A 22,650-nucleotide genomic window follows, 5' to 3' on the forward strand; every position below is an offset into this window, starting at 1 on the left:
TTAAGTTATTAGTTAAAATAAAAAATCCATTCCCTGAAAATCAAGGAATGGATAAATATATAGATAATATTTTATATATTATGTGTTATTTTATAACTTCGGCAACTTTTTTTCCAATTTCTGCCGGAGAATCTACTACATGAATGCCACATTCGTTCATGATGCGTTTTTTAGCTTCCGCGGTATCATCGGCACCGCCAACAATAGCACCGGCATGTCCCATTGTTCTTCCTTTTGGTGCGGTTTCACCTGCAATAAATCCAATTACAGGCTTTTTGTTGCCATTTTCTTTTACCCAACGGGCGGCATCTGCTTCCAATTGTCCACCTATTTCCCCGATCATCACGATACATTCCGTTTCAGGATCGTTCATTAAAAGCTCAACAGCTTCTTTGGTTGTAGTTCCTATAATTGGGTCTCCGCCAATACCAATTGCGGTGGTAATGCCCAATCCTTGCTTTACAACCTGATCGGCCGCTTCGTAGGTAAGTGTTCCCGATTTGGAAACAATCCCCACTTTTCCTTGTTTAAAAACAAAACCAGGCATAATACCCACTTTTGCTTCACCCGGGGTAATAACTCCTGGACAGTTAGGGCCTATTAACCTACAGTCTTTATCTTTAATGTAATCTGATGCCTTGATCATATCGGCAACGGGAATTCCTTCAGTAATAGTAATAATAACCTTGATTCCTGCATCGGCCGCTTCCATAATGGCATCGGCGGCAAATGCCGGTGGCACAAAAATAATAGATACGTCTGCACCTACTTTGTCTACGGCTTCTTTTACAGTGTTGAATACTGGCTTGTTTAAATGTTCCTGCCCTCCTTTTCCGGGAGTCACGCCTCCAACTACATTGGTGCCGTATTCAATCATTTGTTCTGCGTGAAATGTTCCTTCACTGCCTGTAAATCCTTGTACTATTATCTTTGAATTTTTATTTACTAATACACTCATTAGGGTTGAATTTTATTTAAGCTATGCAAAAATAGCTTTTTGAATATGATTTGAGAAATCTATTAAATAATTTATTTGTTATATTTTTTTTAAAATCCTTTACTGCTTTACCGGAAGGAAGGAATTAAGGTTTACCGGATTATCATCGGCTAGCTGGCTAATTTCGTAACCTCGGTATAATTTATCGTCTTTACACTCCCAAATAGTGATGAAATGTGCCAAAGGTTGTTCTTCATCGGGGGTTTCAATGGCTTTTACATGGTAGGTGTAGCGCACGGTAACGCTGTTTCCGTCTCTTAATAAATGACTTATTTCGGTCCTGATGGAATGATAGGCTTCTGCCATATTCATGGCCAGTGAAATCAACTCTTCTTTGTTAAGTTTGGTAAACCCTTTGCTACTGTTCCAAAAAAGTTGACAGTCATCGTGCAGATACTCTTTTAAGATTTTATTGTTTTTAATGGGTTCTGATTGGTAAAAATCCTGAACGATCTTTTTAATCGATTGTGCCATATTATCCTAATTTTTCAATTATTGATGGTATTTGACGAATGGATGCAAGTTCTTTATATTTCCTTCTGGCTTCTTCGGCCGGGTAACCAAAATATGTTTTATGAGGGGCCAGGGACTTGCTTACCCCGGATTGCGCCAACAATACAGCTTTTGTACCGATTGTAATTGCACTTGCTATTCCTACTTGTCCCCAAATTGTTACTTCGTCTTCAATAATTACGCAACCTGCAATTCCTACCTGAGAGGCAATTAAGCATTTTTTACCAATAACCGTATCATGGCCCACATGTACCTGATTGTCTATTTTACTGCCTTCCTTAATCAAGGTATCGCCCGTAACACCTTTGTCTATGGTGCACAGAGCGCCAAGGTCTACATTGTTCTCTACAACCACTCTTCCTCCCGAAAGTAATTTATCGAACCCTTCCGGTCTGTTTTTATAGTAAAAAGCATCGGCACCAAGTACCGTACCGGCATGGATTGTAACATTGTCTCCAATTATACAATTATCGTAAATACTTACATTGGAGTGGATTAAACAGTTTTTTCCAACAACAACATTGTTTCCAATAAAAGTTCCGGGCTGCACAATAGTGCCCTCCCCTATTTTTGCCGATGCTGAAATAGAGGAAGTTGTTTTTTGAAAAGGCCTGAAAAAATCGGTAAGGGTATTAAAATCCCTAAAAGGATCGGTTGAAATCAACAACGCCTTGCCCTCGGGGCAATCTACTTCTTTGTTGATAAGCACAACCGTTGCCGCCGACTGAAGGGCCTTATCATAATATTTTGGATGGTCCACAAAAACAATATCCCCGGGTTCTACCACATGTATTTCGTTCATTCCCATAACAGGAAAATCGTCTTTCCCCACATAATTGCAATTTAAAATTGTGGCAATCTGTTTTAGGGTATGTTTTTGAGGAAACTTCATATTACTGTTGATGTTAATTTGTAAGGCGGTTATATCGTTAAGCCATTTTCTTGGAATTTGCTCATAGTTAAAAACAGCTTATTGAAAAAGCTACTCTTTTGCACGTTCCATGTACGAACTTTTCTCGGTATCTATTTTTATTCTATCGCCTTCGTTAATAAATAAAGGCACATTGATTATGGCCCCGGTTTCAACTGTAGCAGGTTTTGTGGCATTTGTTGCCGTATTCCCTTTTACCCCGGGCTCTGTATGTGTAACTTCTAAAATAACGTGTGCCGGCATGTCTACAGAAAGCGGCATGCTATCTTCAGTATTAAACAAAATGGTTACCACTTCTCCTTCTTTTAACAAATCGGGGGTATCGAGCGCATCTTTTTGAAGTGTGATCTGGTTATAATCGTCTGTGTTCATAAAATGATAGGTATCCCCTTCAGCATATAAAAACTGATATGAACGTGTTTCTACACGAACGTCCTCTATTTTATGCCCGGCAGAAAAGGTATTGTCTAAAACCTTGCCTGTAGTTACACTTTTTAACTTTGTTCTTACAAAAGCTGGGCCTTTTCCCGGTTTTACATGTAAAAACTCTATGATTTTATAAATATCGTGATTGTAACGGATGCATAATCCTTTTCTAATATCTGATGTAGATGCCATATTTTTATTGTTAATTGATAGTTGATAGTTTTAAATTAAAGATTTTATAATCCCTACACCTCTAAAAACGTTAACCCTATACCTGATCAACTCTTAAATTTTACATATTTTTTTAATGATTTGAACTAAAGTAACCCTTCATAATCCCTCTTTGGGAATCTTTAATAAACTGAAGTATTTCATCGCGTTCCGGAGTTGCCTCCATTTCGGCTTCAATAATTTCTACCGCTTGAGAATTGTTGTAATTCTTCTGATATAAAATACGGTATATATCTTGAATTTCCCTAATTTTTTCAGTGGTATACCCTCTTCTTCTTAACCCTACGGAATTAATCCCTACATAAGACAGGGGTTCCCTTGCCGCCTTGGCATAAGGAGGAACATCTTTACGCACCAGTGAACCACCGGTTACAAAAGCGTGATTTCCAATGGAACAAAACTGATGAACGGCAGTCATTCCGGCCAATACCACGTAATCTCCAACGGTAATGTGCCCCGCAAGGGTGCTGTTGTTAGAAAAAATACAATGATCCCCAACAATGCAATCGTGAGCTATGTGGCTGTATGCCATGATCCAACAATTTTTTCCTATAATGGTTTTCATCCTATCGGTGGTGCCTCGGTTTATGGTCACACATTCCCTAATGGTTGTATTATCGCCAATTTCGGCGGTAGTATCTTCGTCGTTATATTTTAAATCCTGAGGAATTGCAGAAATTACGGCTCCGGGGAAAATATTACAGTTTTTTCCTATCCGGGCACCTTCCATAATGGTTACGTTGCTCCCTATCCAGGTTCCCTCTCCAATTACCACATTGTTATTGATGGTAGCAAAAGGTTCGATTACCACATTTTTGGCAATTTTTGCCCCGGGGTGCACATATGCGAGTGGTTGATTCATTATTTTTTAGTTTCTTCTTTAACTTTTACTATTTGAGCCATTAGCTCTGCTTCTGTGGCCAGTTTGCCATTGGCATATGCATAGGCCTGCATATGGCAAATTCCCCTTCGTATAGGAGATATTAAATCCATTTTAAAGATAAGCGTATCGCCCGGGATTACCTGCTGCTTAAATTTTACATTATCGATTTTCATGAAATAAGTAAGGTAATTTTCCGGATCGGGTACCGTGCTCAGTGCCAAGATGCCCCCTGTTTGTGCCAATGCCTCTACCTGGAGTACACCCGGCATAATGGGCGCGCCCGGAAAGTGGCCCACAAAGAAAGGTTCGTTCATTGTAACGTTTTTCATCCCCACAACATGGCTATCGGAAAGTTCTAAAATTCTATCGACCAATAAAAATGGCGGCCTGTGCGGCAACATTTTCATAATCTGGTTGATATCCATGAACGGTGGTTGGTTTAAGTCTATTTTTGGAACCTTATTTCTCTTTTCTATTTTGATGATTTTTGAAACTTTTTTTGCAAATTGAGTATTTACAAAATGTCCGGGTTTATTTGCTATTACCTTCCCTCTAACCCTTGTACCTATTAAAGCCAGATCGCCAATAACGTCTAGCAATTTATGCCTTGCTGCTTCATTGGGATAATGCAATGTTAGGTTGTCTAGAATTCCGTTTGGCTTTACGGAAATGGAATCTTTTTTGAATGCCACTTTTAACTTTTCCATTGTTTCCTTAGACAATTCCTTGTCTACATATACTATGGCATTGTTAAGGTCGCCGCCCTTAATAAGTCCATGTTCCAGCAATGTTTCTATTTCGTGCAAGAAACTAAAGGTCCTGGAATTGGCAATTTCCGTTTCAAATTCTGATAAATGTTTCAGGGTGGCATTTTGCGTTCCCAAAACTTTGGTGCCAAAATCTACCATGGTGGTAACTTGGTATTCATCAGATGGGATGATGGTAATTTCGCTTCCGGTTTCTTCATCGGTATACGATATTACATCGGTTACAATAAACTCATCGCGTTCTGCTTCCTGCGCTACGATTCCTGCCTTTTTTAAAGCTTCAATAAAATATTTGGAAGAACCGTCCATGATTGGTGGCTCGGGAGCATTGAGTTCAATTAAAACGTTGTCGATCTCCAATCCGACCAATGCGGCCAACACATGCTCTGATGTTTGAATTTTAACACCCATTTTTTCAAGGTTGGTACCCCGTTGGGTATTTACAACATAGTTGGCATCGGCCTCGATTACTGGTTGACCTTCCAGGTCTACGCGCTTAAATGCATATCCATGATTTTCGGCCGCTGGCTTGAAGGTCATGGTAACGTTCATGCCTGTATGCAGTCCAACTCCGGTTAAAGAAACCTCTTTAGCGATGGTTCGTTGTTTTATAACCTGATCACTCATTATTGTATCTATTTACTTTTATCTAGTTGATTAATCTTGTCTACCAGTTTTGGCAAATTTTTAAAATGCACGTATGATTTGTTGTAATCGCCATAGTTTAATGCCGGGGAGCCCTGCAATGTTTCGTCGTCTTTTACATTTCTCCCTATTCCCGATTGTGCCTGTATTTTAACCCGGTCGCCAATAATAATATGGCCAACAATACCAACTTGCCCGCCGATCATGCAATTTTTACCAATTTTTGTCGATCCTGCTATTCCTGTCTGGGCAGCTATAACGGTATTTTCGCCAATTTCTACGTTGTGCGCTATTTGTATCTGGTTGTCCAGTTTAACACCTTTTCTAATGATGGTCGACCCCAAGGTTGCCCTGTCTATAGTTGTTCCGGCCCCTACATCCACATGGTCCTCAAGGATAACGTTACCCGTTTGTGGTACTTTTTGAAACTCGCCATTTTCGTTGGGTGAAAAACCAAAACCATCGGCGCCAATTACGCATCCGCTATGAATTACGCATCCGTTGCCAACTATTGACTCGGAATATATTTTGGCTCCGGAAAAAATAACCACATTATCGCCAATAGTAACATTATCGCCAATATATGCGTTCGGGTATATTTTTACATTGTTGCCAATTTTTACGTTTTCGCCTATGTAGGTAAATGCTCCAATGTATATGTTTTCGCCATAATTAGAGCTTTCGGCTAAAAAAACCGGTTGCTCTATGCCCACTTTGTGCAGTTTTACCTGATTGTAATATTCCAATAATTTAGAAAACGACTTATAAGCATCTTCAACCTTAATCAAGGTTGTGCTTAATTCATGCTCCAGTTTAAAGGATTTATTCACTATGGTTATGGAAGCCTTTGTTGAATATATATATGGAGTATACTTCGGGTTTGCCAAAAATGTTAGCGAGCCTTCGGTACCTTCTTCTATTTTAGAAAGCTTGGACACTTCCACTTCTGGATTGCCTATTATTTCACCTTCTAATATTCCTGCTATTTGAGTTGCTGTAAATTTCATTTCCACGCAAAAGTATAAAAAAAGTAGTATTTATTTTTTAGGATAGCACATGTAATATTTTGTAACCGGCTTAGAAAGTGCTTTTAGGTTAAATTGATCTGAAGCTTTTGCAACGTCCACAATCTTCCCAGACTTCATTAGTATACATATGTTTTGCCTGTCTAAATTATACGCCTGGTTCTCTATCAACCCGCTAAACACAAAATATTTAGCTTCATCGAGCGTTACCTTGTACTTGTCCATAAAGCTTTGCAAATGCGTCTCTATTTTATGTTGCTTTATGGGTTTTTTCTTTATTTTGATTTTTAAAAGGTCACGGTTCAATAATATTTTACATAAATTGGACAATACAAAGTCTTCACTAAATTGCCATTCTTTCATTGCCGACAAAATATCCACATCATCCAAACGGGAAAAAGTTTCCAAAATTTCCTTGTTAAAATTTTCTTTTCCTATTTGATGATCCAGAAAAAACTGTAATGCCTTGCTGGCATGTAGCTTCTGTCCATTATGATGGATTTCGTTGGCCCTTTTCAATATCCTTATAAGCAATTGTTCGGCTGCAAGGCTTGTTTTGTGTAAAAATACCTGCCAATACATAAGCCTTCTTGCTACTAAAAATTTTTCTACTGAATAAATCCCTTTTTCTTCAACAACAAGCTGGTCGTCTACCACATTTAGCATGGAAATAATCCGCTCCGAATTTATATTCCCTTCTGATACACCCGTATAGAAACTATCGCGTTTTAAATAATCTACCCGGTCCATGTCCAGTTGCCCGGAAATTAACTGATTCATAAACTTGCGGTGGTAAACTCCCTTAAAAATCTGGATTGCCAGCGTTAAAGTTCCGTTAAACTCATCGTTTAAAGCTTCCATGAACTGAAGCGAAATATATTCGTGGGAAACCCCATTTACAATACTGTGTTCCATTGCATGCGAAAACGGACCATGCCCAATGTCGTGTAACAAAATAGCGGCCAAAAGTCCTTTTTCTTCTTCATCACTCACCTCAATTCCTTTAAAACGAAGCACTTGCACTGCTTTCTGCATTAAATGCATGCACCCAATTGCATGGTGAAACCGGGTATGGTGAGCTCCCGGATATACTAAATACGAAAGTCCCATTTGAGATATCCGCCGCAGGCGCTGGAAATATTTATGCTCAATTAAATCAAAAATCAGTTCGTTAGGGATGGTAATAAATCCGTAAATTGGATCGTTAAATATTTTGAGTTTGTTTGCTGTCTTCAAACTAAATAAATTGTGAAATTACATACAAATATACATCAATAGAATGAATGAGATAAAGATACTTTGGATAGATGATGAAATTGAACTTTTAAAACCGCATATTCTTTTTTTGGAAAAGAAGAATTACAAGGTACATACATGCCAAAGCGGTACAGAAGCGGTAGAAGAAGTTAAGGTTGCAAATTTTGATATTGTTTTTTTAGATGAAAATATGCCCGGCCTCACGGGCCTTGAAACCTTGACGGAAATAAAAGCGCTCAAGCCTACCCTTCCGGTGGTAATGATAACCAAGAGCGAGGAAGAAAACATCATGGAGGAAGCTATTGGCTCTAAAATAGCCGATTACCTTATAAAACCCGTAAACCCAAATCAGATTTTACTGAGCCTAAAGAAAAGCCTTGACCACTCTAGGCTTGTTTCAGAGAAAACTACGTCGAGTTATCAACAGGAATTTAGAAAAATTGCCATGGACCTTACCATGGTAAATACTTATGAAGAATGGGCAGAATTGTACAAAAAACTCATTTATTGGGAAATCGAGCTGGAAAACATTGAAGATACCGGAATGACGGAAATTCTGGAATCTCAAAAAACAGAAGCCAACACACAATTTGGAAAATTTATTGAAAAAAACTATGAAGACTGGTTTCGGGAAGACAATGGCCCCGTTATGTCTCATACCCTGTTTAAAGATTTAATATCCAAAGAGGTCAACAAAAAAACACCTACTTTGCTGGTAGTTATAGATAATTTAAGGTTTGACCAATGGAAAGCTTTTGAGGGCACCGTAACCAATTACTACAAAAAAGTCAAGGAAGTACCTTATTACAGTATTCTTCCAACGGCGACTCAATATGCCAGAAATGCTATTTTTTCTGGTTTAATGCCTTCGGAAATGGCACGTTTACATCCAAAATTGTGGAAAAACGATACAGACGAAGGGGGGAAAAACTTACATGAAGCCGATTTTTTGGCAGCACAAATACGTAGATTGGGACTGGACATAAAATGGGAATACCATAAAATATCCAATTTACGGGCCGGCAAACAATTGGCACAAAACTTTAGGTCGCAAAAGGAAAACGACCTCACGGTTTTGGTGTATAATTTTGTGGACATGCTCTCTCATTCCAAAACAGAAATGGAAGTTGTAAAAGAGTTAGCCGCAAACGACAAAGCATATAGATCGCTCACACAGAGCTGGTTTAAAAATTCACCTCTTATCGAAATTGTGCAGCAAGCCCAGCAACTCGGCTTTAAATTAATAATAACCACAGACCACGGGACTATTAATGTAAAAAGTCCGTCGAAGGTAATAGGCGATCGCGACACCAGCTTAAACCTAAGGTACAAAACGGGCAAAAGCCTGTCTTATAACGAAAAGGAAGTCTATGGTGTTAAAAACCCAAAAGAAATACACCTGCCGAGCATAAATATGAGCAGTTCTTTTATTTTTGCTAAAGAAGACCTATTTTTTGCGTATCCCAACAATTACAACCATTATGTAAGTTATTACAAAAATACATACCAACATGGTGGGATTTCTCTTGAAGAAATTATTATCCCCTTTGTAGTGCTTAATCCTAGGTAGCAAATTTTAATACTAAATGGGGCAAAATGTTAATATTACCTTTATCCTACTGTTTGTAGAAAACCATGAGTCCGATAATCGACTAGTTTCAAGGGTTAAATAACGACTAAATGTTAATTTTTTGTGAAAATGTCAAAAATATTAGTTTCTTGTAGAGTTTTTTTTCTATTTTTGATAAACCCTCAAAATTAAAACAATGGCAAAAGCAATTGATAGAATTTTTTCTATTATCCAATCACTTGGAATGAGCGCAAGACAATTCGACATGTCGATTGGCGCATCGAATGGTTACACATTACGTATGAAAAAGAACAACGCTTCCGTTGGAAGCGACATTCTTGAAAGAATCGTAGAAAAGTATCCATTTGTAAACATTAATTGGGTAGTGACTGGTCACGGTACTATGTTTGGAACAGACTCATCGTCTTCTTCAAGCAGTGACATCGCCCAAGATAAAAGGCTCACTTATAAAGAAGTTGAGGCGATAATAGAACAGAAAATTAAAGCACATCAAGAACAAGAATTAAAGAACTTGATGGACCAGATTAAAAAAGAAATTGCAACTACCAAAAAAGAAATGGAATAGTAATAGTTCCTATTTTTGAAATTAGTTGTTAATTTCCAGTAAATTAATAAAAAAGCACTTGATTTAAAAGTCAAGTGCTTTTTTATTTCATCAACTTTCCTTTTAACTCTTCAAGTCTTTTTAAGTACTCCTCAGAAGAATATTTCTTTTTATCCCTTATAAGCATGTTAAGCTGATTTTTCACATCCTCGTGCTGATCGGTTTTATTTTTCCCCAGAAGGGCGACGATATTAAATATCTCCACTTTAATACGTCTTTTTAAATCTTCTACCTTCGTGAAATTCCTAATCTTGAAAGACACCCATAAAAGAAAACTCGTTAGAATCAACAAAACGGGAAAGGCCCTAAATATTTCGTTTTCGTCTATAGCAGTCACTTCCACATTAAGGGTTGTAATAATTTGGTAACTTACCATTATTAACGGGATAAGCAAAAAATATTTCCACCAATACCTACTGCTTAAAAACCATATGGTAATGGTTATGAAAACCGATAGTTTAAGCGTTATAAACCATAAAAAAATGTTTACATTCGGAAAGTTAAAGGAACCTAATCTAAATAATCCTAAATCCTAGTACGCTGTATTGGGGGCTAAACGGTAGAGGTTTGCAAAAACCGGGATAAATAATATCAGTAAAAAAATCAGTACCCCGCTCCAGTCCCTTCTCTCGCTCGGAGGCAAAATTGTGTTTTGAGAATTTGTTTCACTATTGTCTTCTGCTAGTACAACAGCTTTTGCTATTATAGATTTGGCGTCTTGCAAGGTAGAGTTGCCGACTTCTTCATTAAGGCCATTCAAAACTTTGGCATAGTGCCTTGTGTTCTTAAATTTATATCTCAAAATTTCTTCTGCATCAATAGCATCTACATGAAGCCTGCTCCATAAAGGATAATTAAGCTTTTTTCTTAACCAAATAAATAGTAAGCCCCATAAAAATGTTAAAGTATAAAGAATCATTTTAAACTGTAAGCTTGACTTGTCTATCTGGATTTCACCAAATACAACTATTATTAACTGATAAACATTGAATAGTAAAAGAACCAAAATAGCATTCCTCCACCGATATTTACATGTAATGTACCATATTGTAGCCAAAAGCAAGTATGACAAGCTTAGTAAAAGTTGAAAACAATACATTTGAACAGTTTGATAATGGATTATTGAAATATCAAACAGCATAGTTACCCATCTTTCTTTTTCGGGGCATAAAACGTGGGCATAAATCATAAAAGAAGATAGTATAATACCAAATATTATTATCCCTTCATAAAGTAGAAATCGTTTACTTTTATTGTTCAAGTTTCGAATATATTAATTTAAACAGTTGTAGTCAATATACAAATTTAGTAATGTAAATACACCCATCTTCATAAATTTGGCTTATTAAATAATTAGGTTTATTAAATTTGAACAAATTTTTCAATATGCTTGAAGCCGAATACAGCCTAAGCGATATAACCGCCATAGCAAAAAAAATCATTGACAATTCACAGAGCAAAATTCTTTTGTTTAATGGTGAGATGGGGGTTGGAAAAACAACGCTCATTAAAGAAATTGTAAAAGAATTAGGGAGCAAAGACAATGTTTCAAGCCCGACTTTTTCTATAGTAAACGAATATGAAGGCGAAGAAGGCCCTATCTATCATTTTGATTTCTACAGAATAAATAACATTGAGGAAGTTTGCAATATTGGATTAGATTATTATCTTCACGAGCAAGCATGGTGCCTGATTGAATGGCCCGAAAAGATAGCCGAATTACTACCTAATGAGGTTACAATTATCGATATAAAGACACAATTAAACGGTAAAAGAACCGTTAATCTAAAATAATATTCTATATTTGAATTCTGCAACATAGCCCCAAACAGGCTGTATATTAAAAACTTACTAATATACGGCGAAGATTTTTATTATCCGCATTTATTTTTTTGGTAGGTTTGTCTCAACAAAAACCAAAAAAACATTCTACTATGTCTTTCAAAAAAATTATTTTCTCTGTAATGGCCTTGTGCCTTTTAGCAATTTCTTTAGTTTCATGCTCTCCAAATAGTGTTGCCGATGAAGACTCTTTATACGACACCCACCAAGGAGTTGAAAAGTCTAAAATTGAAATGCCGCCTAACGGGTAATTTGGACGTTTTATCCAGACTTATAATTAATTATTCACCTAAAAAAACTACTATCATGTCTTTCAAAAAAATAATGTTTTCTGTTTTCGCCGTATTGCTTCTAGCTTCCACCCTTATTTCGTGCTCAAACGACAGTGTTGCAGACCAAGATGCCTTGTACAATAACCACCAAGGAGTCGATAAATCTAAAATTGAAATGCCGCCTAACGGGTAATTTGGACGTTTTATCCAGACTTATAATTAATTATTCACCTAAAAACCTAATATCATGTCTTTCAAAAAAATAATATTTTCTGTTTTCGCCGTATTGCTTCTAGCTTCCACCCTTGTTTCATGCTCAAACGACAGTGTTGCAGACCAAGATGCCTTGTACAATAACCACCAAGGGGTCGATAAATCTAAAATTGAAATGCCGCCTAACGGGTAATTTGGACGTTTTATCCAGACTTATAATTAACTATTCACCTAAAAAACCTAATATCATGTCTTTCAAAAAAATAATATTTTCTGTTTTCGCCGTATTGCTTCTAGCTTCCACCCTTGTTTCGTGCTCAAACGACAGTGTTGCAGACCAAGATGCCTTGTACAATAATCACCAAGGGGTTGATAAGACTAAAATTGAAATGCCGCCTAACGGGTAATTAATCATATACCCTTCTTGATTTATTAAATTTGTGTTAAATATAGATTTGTGTATATTTCTTTTATTCATTTAATTTGTGTATATCCAAATCTTTATAAAAGTGAATACTAAATTAAAACCGAAAAAAAGTGATACCAATAAAAATGAGAGAGCCAAACTCATAAGCTTAGGGTCTGCGGTAGCGTTTTTTATAGCCATATCACCATATCTCTTTTATTTATATGAAAGCTTTCCGCTAGAACAAGTATGGGAAACTAAGCTGTACACTTTTAGTACTTCTTATTATTCGTCTTTATATATGGCTGCATGGAACTTTATGAACAAGTTCGTGCCCCTTATGTTGCTTATTATATGGTTCTTTACCTGCAAACACTGGTGGTATCATGTTATACTCATTCCAATTAGCATGTACGTTTTTCAATTGGTTAGTACCCTTAATGCCGATGTTAAATATGTAGACGAATTTGAAATATACTATATTATTCCTGTAATGATGATTGTTATCCCTATTGTATATCTTATCAGGCTTAAATTGTTTGACAAGATAGTCCACGGGATCGACCTTGATAAAATTGACAAAGAACTAAAGGAATATCAACAGAAAGAGACATCCTCTAAAAAAGAAAACAAATTCTTTTAGACATAAAAAGTTTATTTACCTTTGAGCTTTTAAGTGAAAATATGTCGTATCCTAATACTCCGTTTACCAAACAGGAACTTATTCCTCAAGAGGAAACCCTGGAATTGCTAAAGCAAAAGGGGGAGTTATTTATTGGGATCCCTAAAGAAATTTCATATCAGGAAAACCGTGTTTGCCTTACCCCCGACGCCGTGAACGCTCTCACTGCCCATGGTCATCGAGTTATTGTAGAGTCTAAAGCCGGTTTTGATGCTAATTATTCTGATGTCGAATACAGCGAGGCCGGTGCAGAAATTACCACCGATACAAAAAAAGTATTCTCCTGCCCCATTATTTTAAAAGTGGAGCCTCCTTCTTTAAAAGAATTAGAACTGATAAACCCACAATCCATTCTTATTTCTGCGCTTCAAATAAAAACCAGGAGCAAAAAATATTTTGAAATCCTTGCCGGAAAAAGAATTACCGCCCTTGCCTTTGAATTTATAAAAGACGAAGACGGCAATTATCCCGCTGTTAGGGCATTAAGCGAAATTGCCGGAACAGCTTCTGTTTTAATAGCCGCCGAACTTATGACCAACGCCAATAGCGGTAACGGACTCATGTTCGGGAATATAACCGGGGTACCTCCTGTTGATGTTGTCATAATTGGTGCGGGAACCGTAGGGGAATTTGCCGCTAGGTCTGCAATAGGCTTGGGCGCAAATATTAAAATTTTCGACAATTCCATTACCCGGCTGCGTTGCATACAAAACAACCTTGGCAGGTCTTTGCACACCTCTACCCTACAGCCAAAAAACCTTTTAAAAGCACTTAAACGTTGCGATGTGCTTATTGGTGCGGTAAGGGGAATAGACAGGGCGCCTATTGTAGTTACCGAAACCATGGTTGAAAACATGAAAAAAGGAGCCGTAATTATAGATGTAAGCATTGATATGGGTGGATGTATTGAAACCAGTGAAGTTACCTCGCACGATAAGCCAACCTTTATCAAACATGGGGTTATACATTATTCTGTGCCTAATATCCCTGCCAGGTATGCCAGGACCGCTTCGGTTTCCCTGAGCAATATTTTCACTCCTTATTTATTAAAAATTGGTGAAGATGGCGGTTTGGAGCAATCCCTCCGTTTTGACAAAGGCCTGAGAAACGGACTTTATTTTTACCACGGAATTCTAACGAGCAAGTCGGTTGCAGAGTGGTTCGACCTCTCGCACCGCGATATAAATCTTTTGATATTTTAAAATTACTATGCCTTTATTAAAAAGAATCGGGTTCTATCTTATAGGTTTTGCCATTGGGTTAATATTTCTTGCTTATTTCTTTCGGGAAAAACGCTCGGAGTTTTGCTACCTTCCAAATTGTAGGACCCTAAAAGCCATTAGAACACAAGAAAAAATAGATTTTTCCCCAATGATGCAACAATTGTTGGACAACAACACCATTTCAAAAGAACAAATAGATTCGGTGCTAACAAATGGCAAAGTAAATTTTTCCAAAAGTGAAGTCGACAGGACCCAGGATCTTTCCCAAGAAAAATGCAGCACTTATTTTATTGATGGAAAGGTAAACAACGAACCCATTGAGCTTGTTGTAAAAAATTGCCGTTTTCAGGCTGAAATCATCCGTATTAACAAAAAGTGATTTTTTTAAGGTTTCATCAAATATGAATCTTGAAAAAACATAAAAAAAAGCCACAAATAAACAATATCTGTGGCGTAACAGCATGTTTTTTACTAAAAACTATAATTTCCTGCGTTTTCTTTCAGCAGAGAGCAGGCTTAATTCCCTTGTGGTCTGTCCTGCCACCGAGGTGTTTTCTTCTGCCCTTCTTATTAAATATGGCATTACGTCGCGCACTGGTCCAAATGGCAAATATTTGGCCACATTGTATGCTTTGTGAGCCAAATTATAACTTATATGGTCGCTCATTCCATATAATTGGCCAAACCATACCCGAGAATCGTTCTTGGCTATGCCTTTTTCTTCCATGATGTTTAGTACCAGCATGGTACTGTCTTCGTTATGGGTTCCTAAAAATAGGTGCATGGTATCAAGATGCTCCATTATATAATGTACCGCATTGTTAAAGTTGTCATCGGTTTCCTTTTTGGAAGCACAAATTGGCGTTGCATAGCCCATTTCTTCGGCACGGTCGTTTTCCTTTTCCATGTAGGCACCACGAACAAACTTCATCCCGATGATATAACCTTCTTCTTTCGCTCTTTTGTGCAATTCCTTTAAATAATCCAATCGGTCCCAACGGTATAATTGAAGCGTGTTGTAAACAACTGGTTTTTCTTTGTTGTACTTGCGCATCATTTCTTCAACAATGTCATCGGCGGCAATTTGCATCCAGCTTTCTTCTGCATCAATAAGCAAGGCCACGTTAAGCTCGTATGCTTTCTTGCAAACAGTATCAAAACGGAACACAATCCTTTCCCATTCTTCTTTTTCTTCTGAAGTTAATTTTTCTCCGGTACCGACTTTTACATAAAGGTCGAAACGCCCCATGGCCGTTGGTTTAAAAACAGCATACGGGATGGCCTCTTTTTCGTTAACAAAATCGATAAGCTTTAAGGTTCGCGCCACCACGGCATCAAATTGTTCTTCGGTTTCTTTTCCTTCAACAGAATAATCCAAAACAGAACATACCCCGGCGGTATACAGTGCATCGACCGTTTTCATGCAGTCCAGCTCGCTTACGCCCCCACAAAAATGATCGAAAACCGTTGCCCGTATTAAACCATCAACGGGCAAATGTGCCTTAATGGCAAAATTGGTCACGGCCGTACCAATTCTTACCAACGGTTGGTGGGCAATCATTTTAAACAAAAAATAAGCTCTTTCGAGCTCAGAATCGCTTTTTAATTGAAAAGCGATCTCCGTATTATCAAAAAAGTTTTTCATTTAATAAACCGCTATAAATTTTTGCAAATATACTGTTAGAAAATCTACATTTTTACATGAAAAACCCGTTATTTTGCTATCAAATAAAAATTTATTTTCAATTCAATGTTAAATTCCATATCAGGCACGGGCAGCCAAGTACATTTTGGCGATAAAGCATACAAAAAATTAAACCAACTTTTGGAAACTAAAAATTATTCGAAGGTTTTTCTATTGGTCGACGAAAACACACATGCCCAATGTTTGCCCACTTTTTTAGGGAAACTGGAAAATGCATATGATATTGAAATTATAGAAATACAATCTGGCGAAGAATACAAGCAAATCGAGACCTGTAGCCAGGTTTGGCAAGCAATATCCGATCTTGGCGGCGACAGAAAGTCGTTGCTCATAAACCTTGGCGGCGGCGTGGTAACCGACCTTGGCGGGTTTGTTGGCGCAACCTATATGCGGGGAATCGATTTTTTGAATATCCCCACAACGCTTTTGGCTATGGTAGATGCGTCGGTAGGCGGAAAAACGGGAGTAGATTTAGGTGTTTTGAAAAATCAGGTCGGCGTTATCATCAACCCGGTCATGGTTTTAGTAGACACCGAATATTTAAGCACTTTACCGCAAAACCACCTCCGAAGCGGACTGGCAGAAATGCTAAAACACGGCCTTATTTATGATGAAGCATACTGGAAGCAGTTACAAAACATGGATCAATTAACGCCAGAAGATCTTGATACACTTATCCATCGATCTGTTGTAATTAAAAATGAAGTGGTTACCAAAGACCCCCGCGAAAACAACCTGAGGAAAATACTTAATTACGGGCATACGCTCGGGCATGCCATAGAATCGTACTTTCTACAATCGGAAGATAAAACAACTTTGCTGCACGGAGAAGCAATTGCCATTGGAATGATTATGGAAACTTATCTTTCTGCCCAGCTCACCAAATTCCCAGAAGGTAAATTAGACGCTATTAAAGCAACTTTTCTTCATTATTTCAATAAGGTTGAAATTAACACAGACGACATGGAAACCATTATCGGCCTGATGAAATTCGACAAAAAAAATGCGCACGGAAATATCAATTTTGTCCTTCTGGAAGACATTTCAAAACCCGTTCTGGACATACAAGCAAGCAAGGACCTAATAATCAAATCTTTGGAATACTATAAAAATTAATTTTTTCTCTTGTGTATTAAAAAAAATTAATGACTTTTGTTTCTGTATTTTATAGAATTTAATGAGTTGTTTTTTAAACTCCGTGTATGTAAATATCAGGAAGTCGTATTTACATGTATCTCGTAGAACGAGGTCTCGGTTCTTAAATTTAGCTTCCAAAACCATCATAAAAAACAGGGCCGTACAACCTATGGCTTATCTCCCTGCCTATTTGCGTATTTGAACAAAAATGCTATTTATAACATAAATTTAAATTAAAATAAATATCATTTTTTTAATATTACAAAAAAGCAACTATGAAGACGAAGTATTTCGATCTTATAGATCAAACTTATTATTTTCCACAGGAAGAATTTACATTAGACGATAACGACCATTTAAAATTTCATGATATCGACCTTATGGGGCTGGTAGAAAAATATGGAGCGCCGTTAAAGTTTACCTATTTGCCACAAATATCCAACAATATAAAAAGAGCACAATATTGGTTTAAAAATGCCATTGAAAAACATAATTATCAAGGAAGTTATCATTATTGTTATTGCACAAAAAGCTCTCATTTTAGCCACGTGCTCAACGAGGCGTTGAAAAACAACATCCATATCGAGACTTCTTCTGCTTTTGATATCGACATTGTAAAGAGCCTTATTGCCCAAGGCAAGATCAATAAGGACAATTACATTCTTTGCAATGGTTTTAAAAGAGATAAATACATAGAAAACATTGCAGAGCTTATAAATGGCTCGCATAAAAAATGCATTCCCATTATTGATAATTATGAAGAGCTCAACCTTTTAGACGAAGCCATAAACGAGTCTTTTAACGTGGGTATCAGGATTGCATCGGAAGAAGAGCCGAAGTTTGAATTTTATACCAGCCGATTGGGCATTGGTTATAAAAATATTGTACCTTTTTACAATCGCGAGATTAAAGACAATAAAAAAGTAAAACTTAAAATGCTTCACTTTTTTATCAATACCGGAATTCGCGATACGGCTTATTATTGGAACGAGCTCTTAAAATGTTTAAAGGTTTACATCCAATTAAGGAAAATATGCCCAACGGTAGATTCATTGAATATTGGCGGCGGCTTTCCCATAAAAAATTCATTGGCTTTTGAGTACGACTATGAATATATGGTAAACGAGATTATCTATCAAATAAAAACCGCCTGCGACGAGGCCGAAGTTCCCGTTCCGAATATTTTTACGGAATTTGGCAGCTTTACCGTTGGCGAAAGTGGCGGTGCAATTTACGAGGTACTGTACCAAAAACAACAAAACGACCGGGAAAAATGGAACATGATAAACTCTTCCTTCATTACAACCCTTCCCGATAGTTGGGCCATAAGCAAGCGTTTTATCATGCTTGCCATTAACCGCTGGAACGATGAGTACGAAAGGGTATTATTGGGCGGTTTAACATGCGATAGCGACGATTATTACAATTCCGAGCAAAACATGAATGCCATCTATCTACCAAAATACAGCAGGGCAAAACCCTTGTATATCGGCTTTTTCAACACTGGGGCCTACCAAGAAACCATTGGAGGATTTGGCGGTTTACAACACTGTTTAATTCCATCGCCCAAACATGTTCTGATCGACAAGGACGATGAAGGAAACATAACGACCAAACTTTTTTCTGAACAACAAACTGCAAACGACTTTTTAAAAATTTTAGGTTACGATGAATAAGAAAAATTACGCAGGAATACCAGATAAATACGCTCGGCTAGACGATGCTAAAGTGGTATTGATACCTGTACCATACGATGGAACCAGTACTTGGCAAAAAGGAGCAGATAAAGGCCCCGAAGCCTTTTTACACGCTTCAGAGAACATGGAACTTTTTGATATTGAAACGCGTAGCGAACCCTACAAAAAGGGAGTTTACCTAGCACCCCCCGTTACAGAGAACAGCACTCCTGAAAAAATGGTGGATACGGTACACAAAATTGCAAAAAACTATATCATGCAAGATAAATTTGTAACCCTTTTTGGAGGCGAACATTCCATTTCAATAGGCTCCATAAGGGCTTTTAATGAATGTTTTGACGATTTAACCGTTTTACAGATAGATGCCCATGCCGACCTCAGGGAAGAATACGAAGGCAGTAAATGCAACCATGCCTGCGCCGTATATGAAGCCAGTCAACATACAAAACTGATTCAAGTAGGCATTAGAAGTATGGATATTTCTGAAGTCGATAATATGGTCGAGGAACAAACCTATTTTGCCGAAGATATCAACCAAGATGATGAATGGGTAAACGATTCCATTAACCAAATGACAGAAAATGTGTTTATTACCATAGACCTGGATGCCTTCGACCCTTCCATCCTCCCCTCTACCGGAACCCCGGAACCGGGCGGGTTACTGTGGTATGAAACGCTGGATTATTTAAAAAAGGTTTTCAAAAAGAAAAACGTAGTTGGTTTTGACATTGTAGAGCTTTGCCCCAACAAAGACGAAAAATCTTCCGATTTTTTAGCCGCAAAGTTGTATTATAAAATGTTAGCATATAAATTTAAGTACACAAACACAAAAAATCAAGAAGACGATGACGAAGCATAAAGGGGCCATCTCCAATTTTATAGAAAAATATTACCTGCATTTTAATGCCGCAGCACTTGTAGATGCCGCAAAAGCCTACGAAGCGCAACTAAACGGGGGCGCCAAAATGATGGTAACCTTGGCAGGGGCCATGAGTACCGGGGAACTTGGGAAAATTTTTGCAGAAATGATCCGTCAAGACAAAGTGCAAATTATATCGTGTACAGGTGCCAACCTTGAAGAAGATATTATGAATTTGGTGGCGCATTCCCATTACAAGCGGGTACCCAATTACAGAGACCTTACGCCAAAGGAAGAATGGGCATTGCTCGAAAAAGGCCTTAATAGGGTTACCGATACGTGTATTCCCGAAGAAGAAGCTTTTAGGAGGCTGCAAAAGCATATTTTTAAAATCTGGAAAGATGCCGAAACAAAAGGTGAGCGTTATTTTCCGCATGAATACATGTACAAAATGCTATTGTCGGGTGTTTTGGAAGAATATTACGAAATAGATCTAAAAGATTCCTGGATGTATGCCGCCGCCGAAAAGAATTTACCGATTGTGGTTCCCGGATGGGAAGATAGTACCATGGGAAATATCTTTGCTTCCTATGTAATGAAAGGCGAATTGAAAGCCTCGACCATGAAAAGCGGTATTGAATATATGGGCTATTTGGCAGATTGGTACATAAAAAATTCTGATAAAGGAATTGGATTCTTCCAAATTGGAGGCGGAATTGCAGGAGATTTCCCTATTTGTGTGGTGCCAATGTTGTACCAAGACATGGAAATGGAGGATATTCCGTTTTGGAGCTACTTTTGCCAGATATCCGATTCTACAACCAGTTACGGGTCGTATTCCGGAGCCGTGCCAAATGAAAAAATTACATGGGGTAAGTTGGACATCGATACGCCAAAATTCATCATAGAATCTGATGCTACCATTGTGGCACCGTTAATTTTTGCATATCTTCTCGATATGTAATTAAAAATGTTTCAGAAAACAAAAAAATATCTATTTTTAAAATATACTAACCTACATTAATTATCAACAATATGAGACGCGTAATTGTAGATTACAAAAAATTAACCAATGAGATACTTTCTATGCTAGTAGAAAAGTATCCTGACGGATATGGCGACGATGATATTATAAAATTCAAGAACGCTAACAACGAAACGGTCGAAGCGGTAGAAGTGCGCACAGAAGACACTATTTATCTTGTAAAAGTAAGTACCCGCCTGGCCAATACCATGGAAAAATTTGAAGATGACGATGACGACGATTTTGGAACAGACGATTCGCTGGGCAACGATATCGAAATCCCGGATGAACAGGAAGACGACGACGACGATTAATAAAACTAAAAAACCGCCTGAAATTTCAGGCGGTTTTTTTATACTATGCTTTATTATTAAGCATGCTGTTGGGCATGTTTGCCTTCTTTAACCTCTTCAATTATTTTTTTGTTAAATGCCGGCAAATCGTCTGGATGCCTGCTGGTAACCAAGCCTTCATCTACAACAACTTCTTTATCTACCCAATTGGCCCCTGCGTTTTCCAAGTCTTTTTTTATAGATTTGTAAGAGGTCAATGTCCTACCTTCCACAACGTCGGCATCTATTAAACTCCACGGGCCATGGCATATGGCCGCAACCGGTTTGTGCTGTTTAAAAAAGTCCCTAATAAATTTTTTCACGTTTTCATTAGTCCGCAATGTATCGGGGTTCATTACGCCGCCCGGTAATACCAAAGCATCGTAATTATCTGCCAGCCCTTTTTCCACCGTTAGGGTTACATTAAACGATTTTCCCCAGTTACCGTCTTTCCAGCCTTTAATTGAGCCGGGCTTTAAGCTCACGATATCTGCTTGCCAACCTTCTTTTTCAATGGCATCCAATGGAGAGGCCAATTCGGATTCTTCAAATCCGTTTGTAGCTAAAATTGCAATCCTTTTCATAATAATTCTGTTTTTATGGTTCTTCTAAAGCTAGCCATTTGTATACAGAATCTCTGTTAGTGAAGTTATAAAATAGCACCCCCTATTGTTAAACATTCATAAAAGGAAGATACCGGTCCTTTAAAATATTTTCATGGTGCTTTTGGTGGCCACATATAATAAACCCGGCAGCTTTAACGCTCATGGCAACGCCTTCTACCTCGCCACTATTTTCAAAGGCATTTTCTGGTAAAAACTCAAATAAATTTAGGGTACTATCGCGCACGGCAATAAACTCTTTAATCAAACTTTCCTTGGTACGCATTGAAGCTTCAGAGCTTTCTACATATCCGTCTTGCTCAAATCCTTTCAACATGGCTCCTTCTTCTCTTGCAAATGTAAATGCGCGGTATTGAAATACCCTTTCTGTGTCAACAATATGCAACAAAAGCTGCTTGACTGTCCATTTTCCTTCCGCATAAGAATACCCATAATCAAACTCGGCTATAGAGTTCATTATTTCAACGATGGAATCTTTGCGGTCCTTTAATTCGGGCAACAGAGATACTTCGCCCAGCGTTCTTATGTAATTGTGGTAAAAATTATTGTACTCGGTGGTTTTTAGGGTCGAAATGTGCATGGCTATTCAAGTTGTTTGTTAAAAAGACTAATTTAAGTTCAAAATTAATTATTCTATTTGGTTTCTTTATTTTTTTCATAATATTGTATGCAACTCAACCAAAACAAAAAAGAATGGTAAAAAGGTTCAACTTTAATCTATTTTAATTAACCGCCTCGACCAGTATATGAAGTATTAAAAAAATA

28 protein-coding genes are annotated in these 22,650 nt (G+C 37.6%); 15 read left to right on the plus strand and 13 right to left on the minus strand.

Annotation, left to right across the window (positions count from 1 at the left end):
* Window positions 1-85: 85 nt before the first annotated feature.
* The 8 genes from sucD to UXI14_RS06040 form a co-directional block, all read right to left on the minus strand.
* On the minus strand, window positions 86-958 hold the full coding sequence (gene sucD / locus UXI14_RS06005; protein ID WP_277899423.1) for a succinate--CoA ligase subunit alpha: 873 nt from the start codon (window positions 956-958) through the stop codon (window positions 86-88).
* 99 nt (window positions 959-1,057) lie between these two features.
* A complete protein-coding gene (locus UXI14_RS06010) occupies window positions 1,058-1,471 on the minus strand; it encodes a nuclear transport factor 2 family protein (RefSeq protein WP_277899424.1) in 414 nt (137 codons plus the stop codon).
* Window position 1,472: 1 nt separating this feature from the next.
* Window positions 1,473-2,402: a UDP-3-O-(3-hydroxymyristoyl)glucosamine N-acyltransferase gene (locus UXI14_RS06015; RefSeq protein WP_335965347.1), complete on the minus strand. Its 930-nt coding sequence runs from the start codon at window positions 2,400-2,402 to the stop codon at window positions 1,473-1,475.
* A gap of 90 nt (window positions 2,403-2,492) precedes the next feature.
* Entirely contained in the window at window positions 2,493-3,059 is a 567-nt protein-coding gene (efp, locus tag UXI14_RS06020) for an elongation factor P (RefSeq protein WP_277899426.1), read from the minus strand.
* Between the two features lie 112 nt (window positions 3,060-3,171).
* Window positions 3,172-3,960, minus strand: coding sequence for an acyl-ACP--UDP-N-acetylglucosamine O-acyltransferase (gene lpxA / locus UXI14_RS06025; RefSeq protein ID WP_277899427.1), 789 nt, complete (start codon window positions 3,958-3,960; stop codon window positions 3,172-3,174).
* On the minus strand, window positions 3,960-5,375 hold the full coding sequence (locus UXI14_RS06030) for a bifunctional UDP-3-O-[3-hydroxymyristoyl] N-acetylglucosamine deacetylase/3-hydroxyacyl-ACP dehydratase (RefSeq protein ID WP_335965348.1): 1,416 nt from the start codon (window positions 5,373-5,375) through the stop codon (window positions 3,960-3,962). Before UXI14_RS06030 ends, lpxA begins: the two co-directional genes overlap by 1 nt.
* Before the next feature lie 8 nt (window positions 5,376-5,383).
* Entirely contained in the window at window positions 5,384-6,400 is a 1,017-nt protein-coding gene (gene lpxD, locus UXI14_RS06035; protein WP_335965349.1) for a UDP-3-O-(3-hydroxymyristoyl)glucosamine N-acyltransferase, read from the minus strand.
* 30 nt (window positions 6,401-6,430) lie between these two features.
* Complete coding sequence (locus UXI14_RS06040; protein WP_335965350.1) at window positions 6,431-7,654, minus strand: HD domain-containing protein; 1,224 nt, start codon at window positions 7,652-7,654, stop codon at window positions 6,431-6,433.
* A gap of 43 nt (window positions 7,655-7,697) precedes the next feature.
* Between UXI14_RS06040 and UXI14_RS06045 the strand changes: the two genes are divergently transcribed.
* Both UXI14_RS06045 and UXI14_RS06050 read left to right on the plus strand, forming a co-directional pair.
* Window positions 7,698-9,245, plus strand: coding sequence for a response regulator (locus UXI14_RS06045; RefSeq protein WP_335965351.1), 1,548 nt, complete (start codon window positions 7,698-7,700; stop codon window positions 9,243-9,245).
* 196 nt (window positions 9,246-9,441) lie between these two features.
* Entirely contained in the window at window positions 9,442-9,831 is a 390-nt protein-coding gene (locus UXI14_RS06050; protein ID WP_277899432.1) for a hypothetical protein, read from the plus strand.
* A gap of 82 nt (window positions 9,832-9,913) precedes the next feature.
* Here the strand turns inward: UXI14_RS06050 and UXI14_RS06055 are convergent, their stop codons facing one another.
* Window positions 9,914-10,246 (minus strand): hypothetical protein, encoded by a 333-nt coding sequence (locus UXI14_RS06055; protein ID WP_277899433.1) that lies wholly within the window; start codon window positions 10,244-10,246, stop codon window positions 9,914-9,916.
* Between the two features lie 156 nt (window positions 10,247-10,402).
* Window positions 10,403-10,789 carry a hypothetical protein gene (locus UXI14_RS06060; protein ID WP_335965352.1) on the minus strand — a complete coding sequence of 129 codons (387 nt, stop codon included), beginning with the start codon at window positions 10,787-10,789 and terminating at the stop codon, window positions 10,403-10,405.
* A 467-nt stretch (window positions 10,790-11,256) separates the two neighbouring features.
* On the opposite strand from UXI14_RS06060, the gene tsaE reads away from it, so the two are divergent.
* The 8 genes from tsaE (at window position 11,257) to UXI14_RS06100 (ending at window position 14,887) form a co-directional block, all read left to right on the plus strand.
* A complete protein-coding gene (gene tsaE, locus UXI14_RS06065) occupies window positions 11,257-11,664 on the plus strand; it encodes a tRNA (adenosine(37)-N6)-threonylcarbamoyltransferase complex ATPase subunit type 1 TsaE (protein ID WP_335965353.1) in 408 nt (135 codons plus the stop codon).
* 140 nt (window positions 11,665-11,804) lie between these two features.
* Window positions 11,805-11,963, plus strand: a complete 159-nt coding sequence (locus UXI14_RS06070) for a hypothetical protein (RefSeq protein ID WP_277899436.1) — start codon at window positions 11,805-11,807, stop codon at window positions 11,961-11,963.
* Between the two features lie 55 nt (window positions 11,964-12,018).
* Window positions 12,019-12,177, plus strand: a complete 159-nt coding sequence (locus UXI14_RS06075; RefSeq protein ID WP_335965354.1) for a hypothetical protein — start codon at window positions 12,019-12,021, stop codon at window positions 12,175-12,177.
* A gap of 54 nt (window positions 12,178-12,231) precedes the next feature.
* Window positions 12,232-12,390, plus strand: coding sequence for a hypothetical protein (locus UXI14_RS06080; RefSeq protein ID WP_335965355.1), 159 nt, complete (start codon window positions 12,232-12,234; stop codon window positions 12,388-12,390).
* A gap of 55 nt (window positions 12,391-12,445) precedes the next feature.
* Window positions 12,446-12,604, plus strand: coding sequence for a hypothetical protein (locus tag UXI14_RS06085; protein WP_277899438.1), 159 nt, complete (start codon window positions 12,446-12,448; stop codon window positions 12,602-12,604).
* A gap of 102 nt (window positions 12,605-12,706) precedes the next feature.
* Window positions 12,707-13,246: a hypothetical protein gene (locus UXI14_RS06090; protein WP_277899439.1), complete on the plus strand. Its 540-nt coding sequence runs from the start codon at window positions 12,707-12,709 to the stop codon at window positions 13,244-13,246.
* A gap of 41 nt (window positions 13,247-13,287) precedes the next feature.
* Window positions 13,288-14,487 (plus strand): alanine dehydrogenase, encoded by a 1,200-nt coding sequence (locus UXI14_RS06095; protein ID WP_335965356.1) that lies wholly within the window; start codon window positions 13,288-13,290, stop codon window positions 14,485-14,487.
* 7 nt (window positions 14,488-14,494) lie between these two features.
* The gene (locus tag UXI14_RS06100) at window positions 14,495-14,887 is read left to right on the plus strand and encodes a DUF4258 domain-containing protein (RefSeq protein WP_277899441.1); all 393 of its coding nucleotides are present in this window, start codon (window positions 14,495-14,497) and stop codon (window positions 14,885-14,887) included.
* Between the two features lie 99 nt (window positions 14,888-14,986).
* On the opposite strand, the gene UXI14_RS06105 is transcribed toward UXI14_RS06100, so the two are convergent.
* On the minus strand, window positions 14,987-16,153 hold the full coding sequence (locus tag UXI14_RS06105) for a proline dehydrogenase family protein (protein WP_335965357.1): 1,167 nt from the start codon (window positions 16,151-16,153) through the stop codon (window positions 14,987-14,989).
* Between the two features lie 105 nt (window positions 16,154-16,258).
* Between UXI14_RS06105 and aroB the strand changes: the two genes are divergently transcribed.
* From aroB to UXI14_RS06130, 5 genes are all read left to right on the plus strand, one after another.
* Window positions 16,259-17,329, plus strand: a complete 1,071-nt coding sequence (aroB, locus tag UXI14_RS06110) for a 3-dehydroquinate synthase (RefSeq protein WP_335965358.1) — start codon at window positions 16,259-16,261, stop codon at window positions 17,327-17,329.
* A 296-nt stretch (window positions 17,330-17,625) separates the two neighbouring features.
* The gene (locus UXI14_RS06115) at window positions 17,626-19,026 is read left to right on the plus strand and encodes an arginine decarboxylase (protein ID WP_335965359.1); all 1,401 of its coding nucleotides are present in this window, start codon (window positions 17,626-17,628) and stop codon (window positions 19,024-19,026) included.
* Window positions 19,019-19,906, plus strand: a complete 888-nt coding sequence (gene speB / locus UXI14_RS06120) for an agmatinase (RefSeq protein ID WP_335965360.1) — start codon at window positions 19,019-19,021, stop codon at window positions 19,904-19,906. Before UXI14_RS06115 ends, speB begins: the two co-directional genes overlap by 8 nt.
* Window positions 19,893-20,870 (plus strand): deoxyhypusine synthase family protein, encoded by a 978-nt coding sequence (locus UXI14_RS06125; protein WP_335965361.1) that lies wholly within the window; start codon window positions 19,893-19,895, stop codon window positions 20,868-20,870. Before speB ends, UXI14_RS06125 begins: the two co-directional genes overlap by 14 nt.
* A 71-nt stretch (window positions 20,871-20,941) precedes the next feature.
* On the plus strand, window positions 20,942-21,244 hold the full coding sequence (locus tag UXI14_RS06130) for a hypothetical protein (protein ID WP_335965362.1): 303 nt from the start codon (window positions 20,942-20,944) through the stop codon (window positions 21,242-21,244).
* Between the two features lie 56 nt (window positions 21,245-21,300).
* On the opposite strand, the gene UXI14_RS06135 is transcribed toward UXI14_RS06130, so the two are convergent.
* Both UXI14_RS06135 and UXI14_RS06140 read right to left on the minus strand, forming a co-directional pair.
* Window positions 21,301-21,846: a type 1 glutamine amidotransferase domain-containing protein gene (locus UXI14_RS06135; protein WP_335965363.1), complete on the minus strand. Its 546-nt coding sequence runs from the start codon at window positions 21,844-21,846 to the stop codon at window positions 21,301-21,303.
* 88 nt (window positions 21,847-21,934) lie between these two features.
* The gene (locus tag UXI14_RS06140; protein WP_335965364.1) at window positions 21,935-22,465 is read right to left on the minus strand and encodes a DinB family protein; all 531 of its coding nucleotides are present in this window, start codon (window positions 22,463-22,465) and stop codon (window positions 21,935-21,937) included.
* Window positions 22,466-22,650: the final 185 nt, after the last annotated feature.

The organism is Galbibacter sp. PAP.153 (assembly GCF_037029175.1).
In the GTDB taxonomy this organism is placed as follows: Bacteria; Bacteroidota; Bacteroidia; order Flavobacteriales; family Flavobacteriaceae; genus Galbibacter; species Galbibacter pacificus.

Coding starts and splice junctions, on each gene's coding strand:
- sucD (WP_277899423.1), bottom strand. CDS start 958: ATGAGTGTATTAGTAAATAAAAATTCAAAGATAATAGTACAAGGATTT.
- UXI14_RS06010 (WP_277899424.1), bottom strand. CDS start 1,471: ATGGCACAATCGATTAAAAAGATCGTTCAGGATTTTTACCAATCAGAA.
- UXI14_RS06015 (WP_335965347.1), bottom strand. CDS start 2,402: ATGAAGTTTCCTCAAAAACATACCCTAAAACAGATTGCCACAATTTTA.
- efp (WP_277899426.1), bottom strand. CDS start 3,059: ATGGCATCTACATCAGATATTAGAAAAGGATTATGCATCCGTTACAAT.
- lpxA (WP_277899427.1), bottom strand. CDS start 3,960: ATGAATCAACCACTCGCATATGTGCACCCCGGGGCAAAAATTGCCAAA.
- UXI14_RS06030 (WP_335965348.1), bottom strand. CDS start 5,375: ATGAGTGATCAGGTTATAAAACAACGAACCATCGCTAAAGAGGTTTCT.
- lpxD (WP_335965349.1), bottom strand. CDS start 6,400: ATGAAATTTACAGCAACTCAAATAGCAGGAATATTAGAAGGTGAAATA.
- UXI14_RS06045 (WP_335965351.1), top strand. CDS start 7,698: ATGAATGAGATAAAGATACTTTGGATAGATGATGAAATTGAACTTTTA.
- UXI14_RS06050 (WP_277899432.1), top strand. CDS start 9,442: ATGGCAAAAGCAATTGATAGAATTTTTTCTATTATCCAATCACTTGGA.
- UXI14_RS06055 (WP_277899433.1), bottom strand. CDS start 10,246: ATGGTAAGTTACCAAATTATTACAACCCTTAATGTGGAAGTGACTGCT.
- UXI14_RS06060 (WP_335965352.1), bottom strand. CDS start 10,789: ATGATTCTTTATACTTTAACATTTTTATGGGGCTTACTATTTATTTGG.
- tsaE (WP_335965353.1), top strand. CDS start 11,257: ATGCTTGAAGCCGAATACAGCCTAAGCGATATAACCGCCATAGCAAAA.
- UXI14_RS06070 (WP_277899436.1), top strand. CDS start 11,805: ATGTCTTTCAAAAAAATTATTTTCTCTGTAATGGCCTTGTGCCTTTTA.
- UXI14_RS06075 (WP_335965354.1), top strand. CDS start 12,019: ATGTCTTTCAAAAAAATAATGTTTTCTGTTTTCGCCGTATTGCTTCTA.
- UXI14_RS06080 (WP_335965355.1), top strand. CDS start 12,232: ATGTCTTTCAAAAAAATAATATTTTCTGTTTTCGCCGTATTGCTTCTA.
- UXI14_RS06085 (WP_277899438.1), top strand. CDS start 12,446: ATGTCTTTCAAAAAAATAATATTTTCTGTTTTCGCCGTATTGCTTCTA.
- UXI14_RS06095 (WP_335965356.1), top strand. CDS start 13,288: ATGTCGTATCCTAATACTCCGTTTACCAAACAGGAACTTATTCCTCAA.
- UXI14_RS06100 (WP_277899441.1), top strand. CDS start 14,495: ATGCCTTTATTAAAAAGAATCGGGTTCTATCTTATAGGTTTTGCCATT.
- UXI14_RS06105 (WP_335965357.1), bottom strand. CDS start 16,153: ATGAAAAACTTTTTTGATAATACGGAGATCGCTTTTCAATTAAAAAGC.
- aroB (WP_335965358.1), top strand. CDS start 16,259: ATGTTAAATTCCATATCAGGCACGGGCAGCCAAGTACATTTTGGCGAT.
- UXI14_RS06115 (WP_335965359.1), top strand. CDS start 17,626: ATGAAGACGAAGTATTTCGATCTTATAGATCAAACTTATTATTTTCCA.
- speB (WP_335965360.1), top strand. CDS start 19,019: ATGAATAAGAAAAATTACGCAGGAATACCAGATAAATACGCTCGGCTA.
- UXI14_RS06125 (WP_335965361.1), top strand. CDS start 19,893: ATGACGAAGCATAAAGGGGCCATCTCCAATTTTATAGAAAAATATTAC.
- UXI14_RS06130 (WP_335965362.1), top strand. CDS start 20,942: ATGAGACGCGTAATTGTAGATTACAAAAAATTAACCAATGAGATACTT.
- UXI14_RS06135 (WP_335965363.1), bottom strand. CDS start 21,846: ATGAAAAGGATTGCAATTTTAGCTACAAACGGATTTGAAGAATCCGAA.
- UXI14_RS06140 (WP_335965364.1), bottom strand. CDS start 22,465: ATGCACATTTCGACCCTAAAAACCACCGAGTACAATAATTTTTACCAC.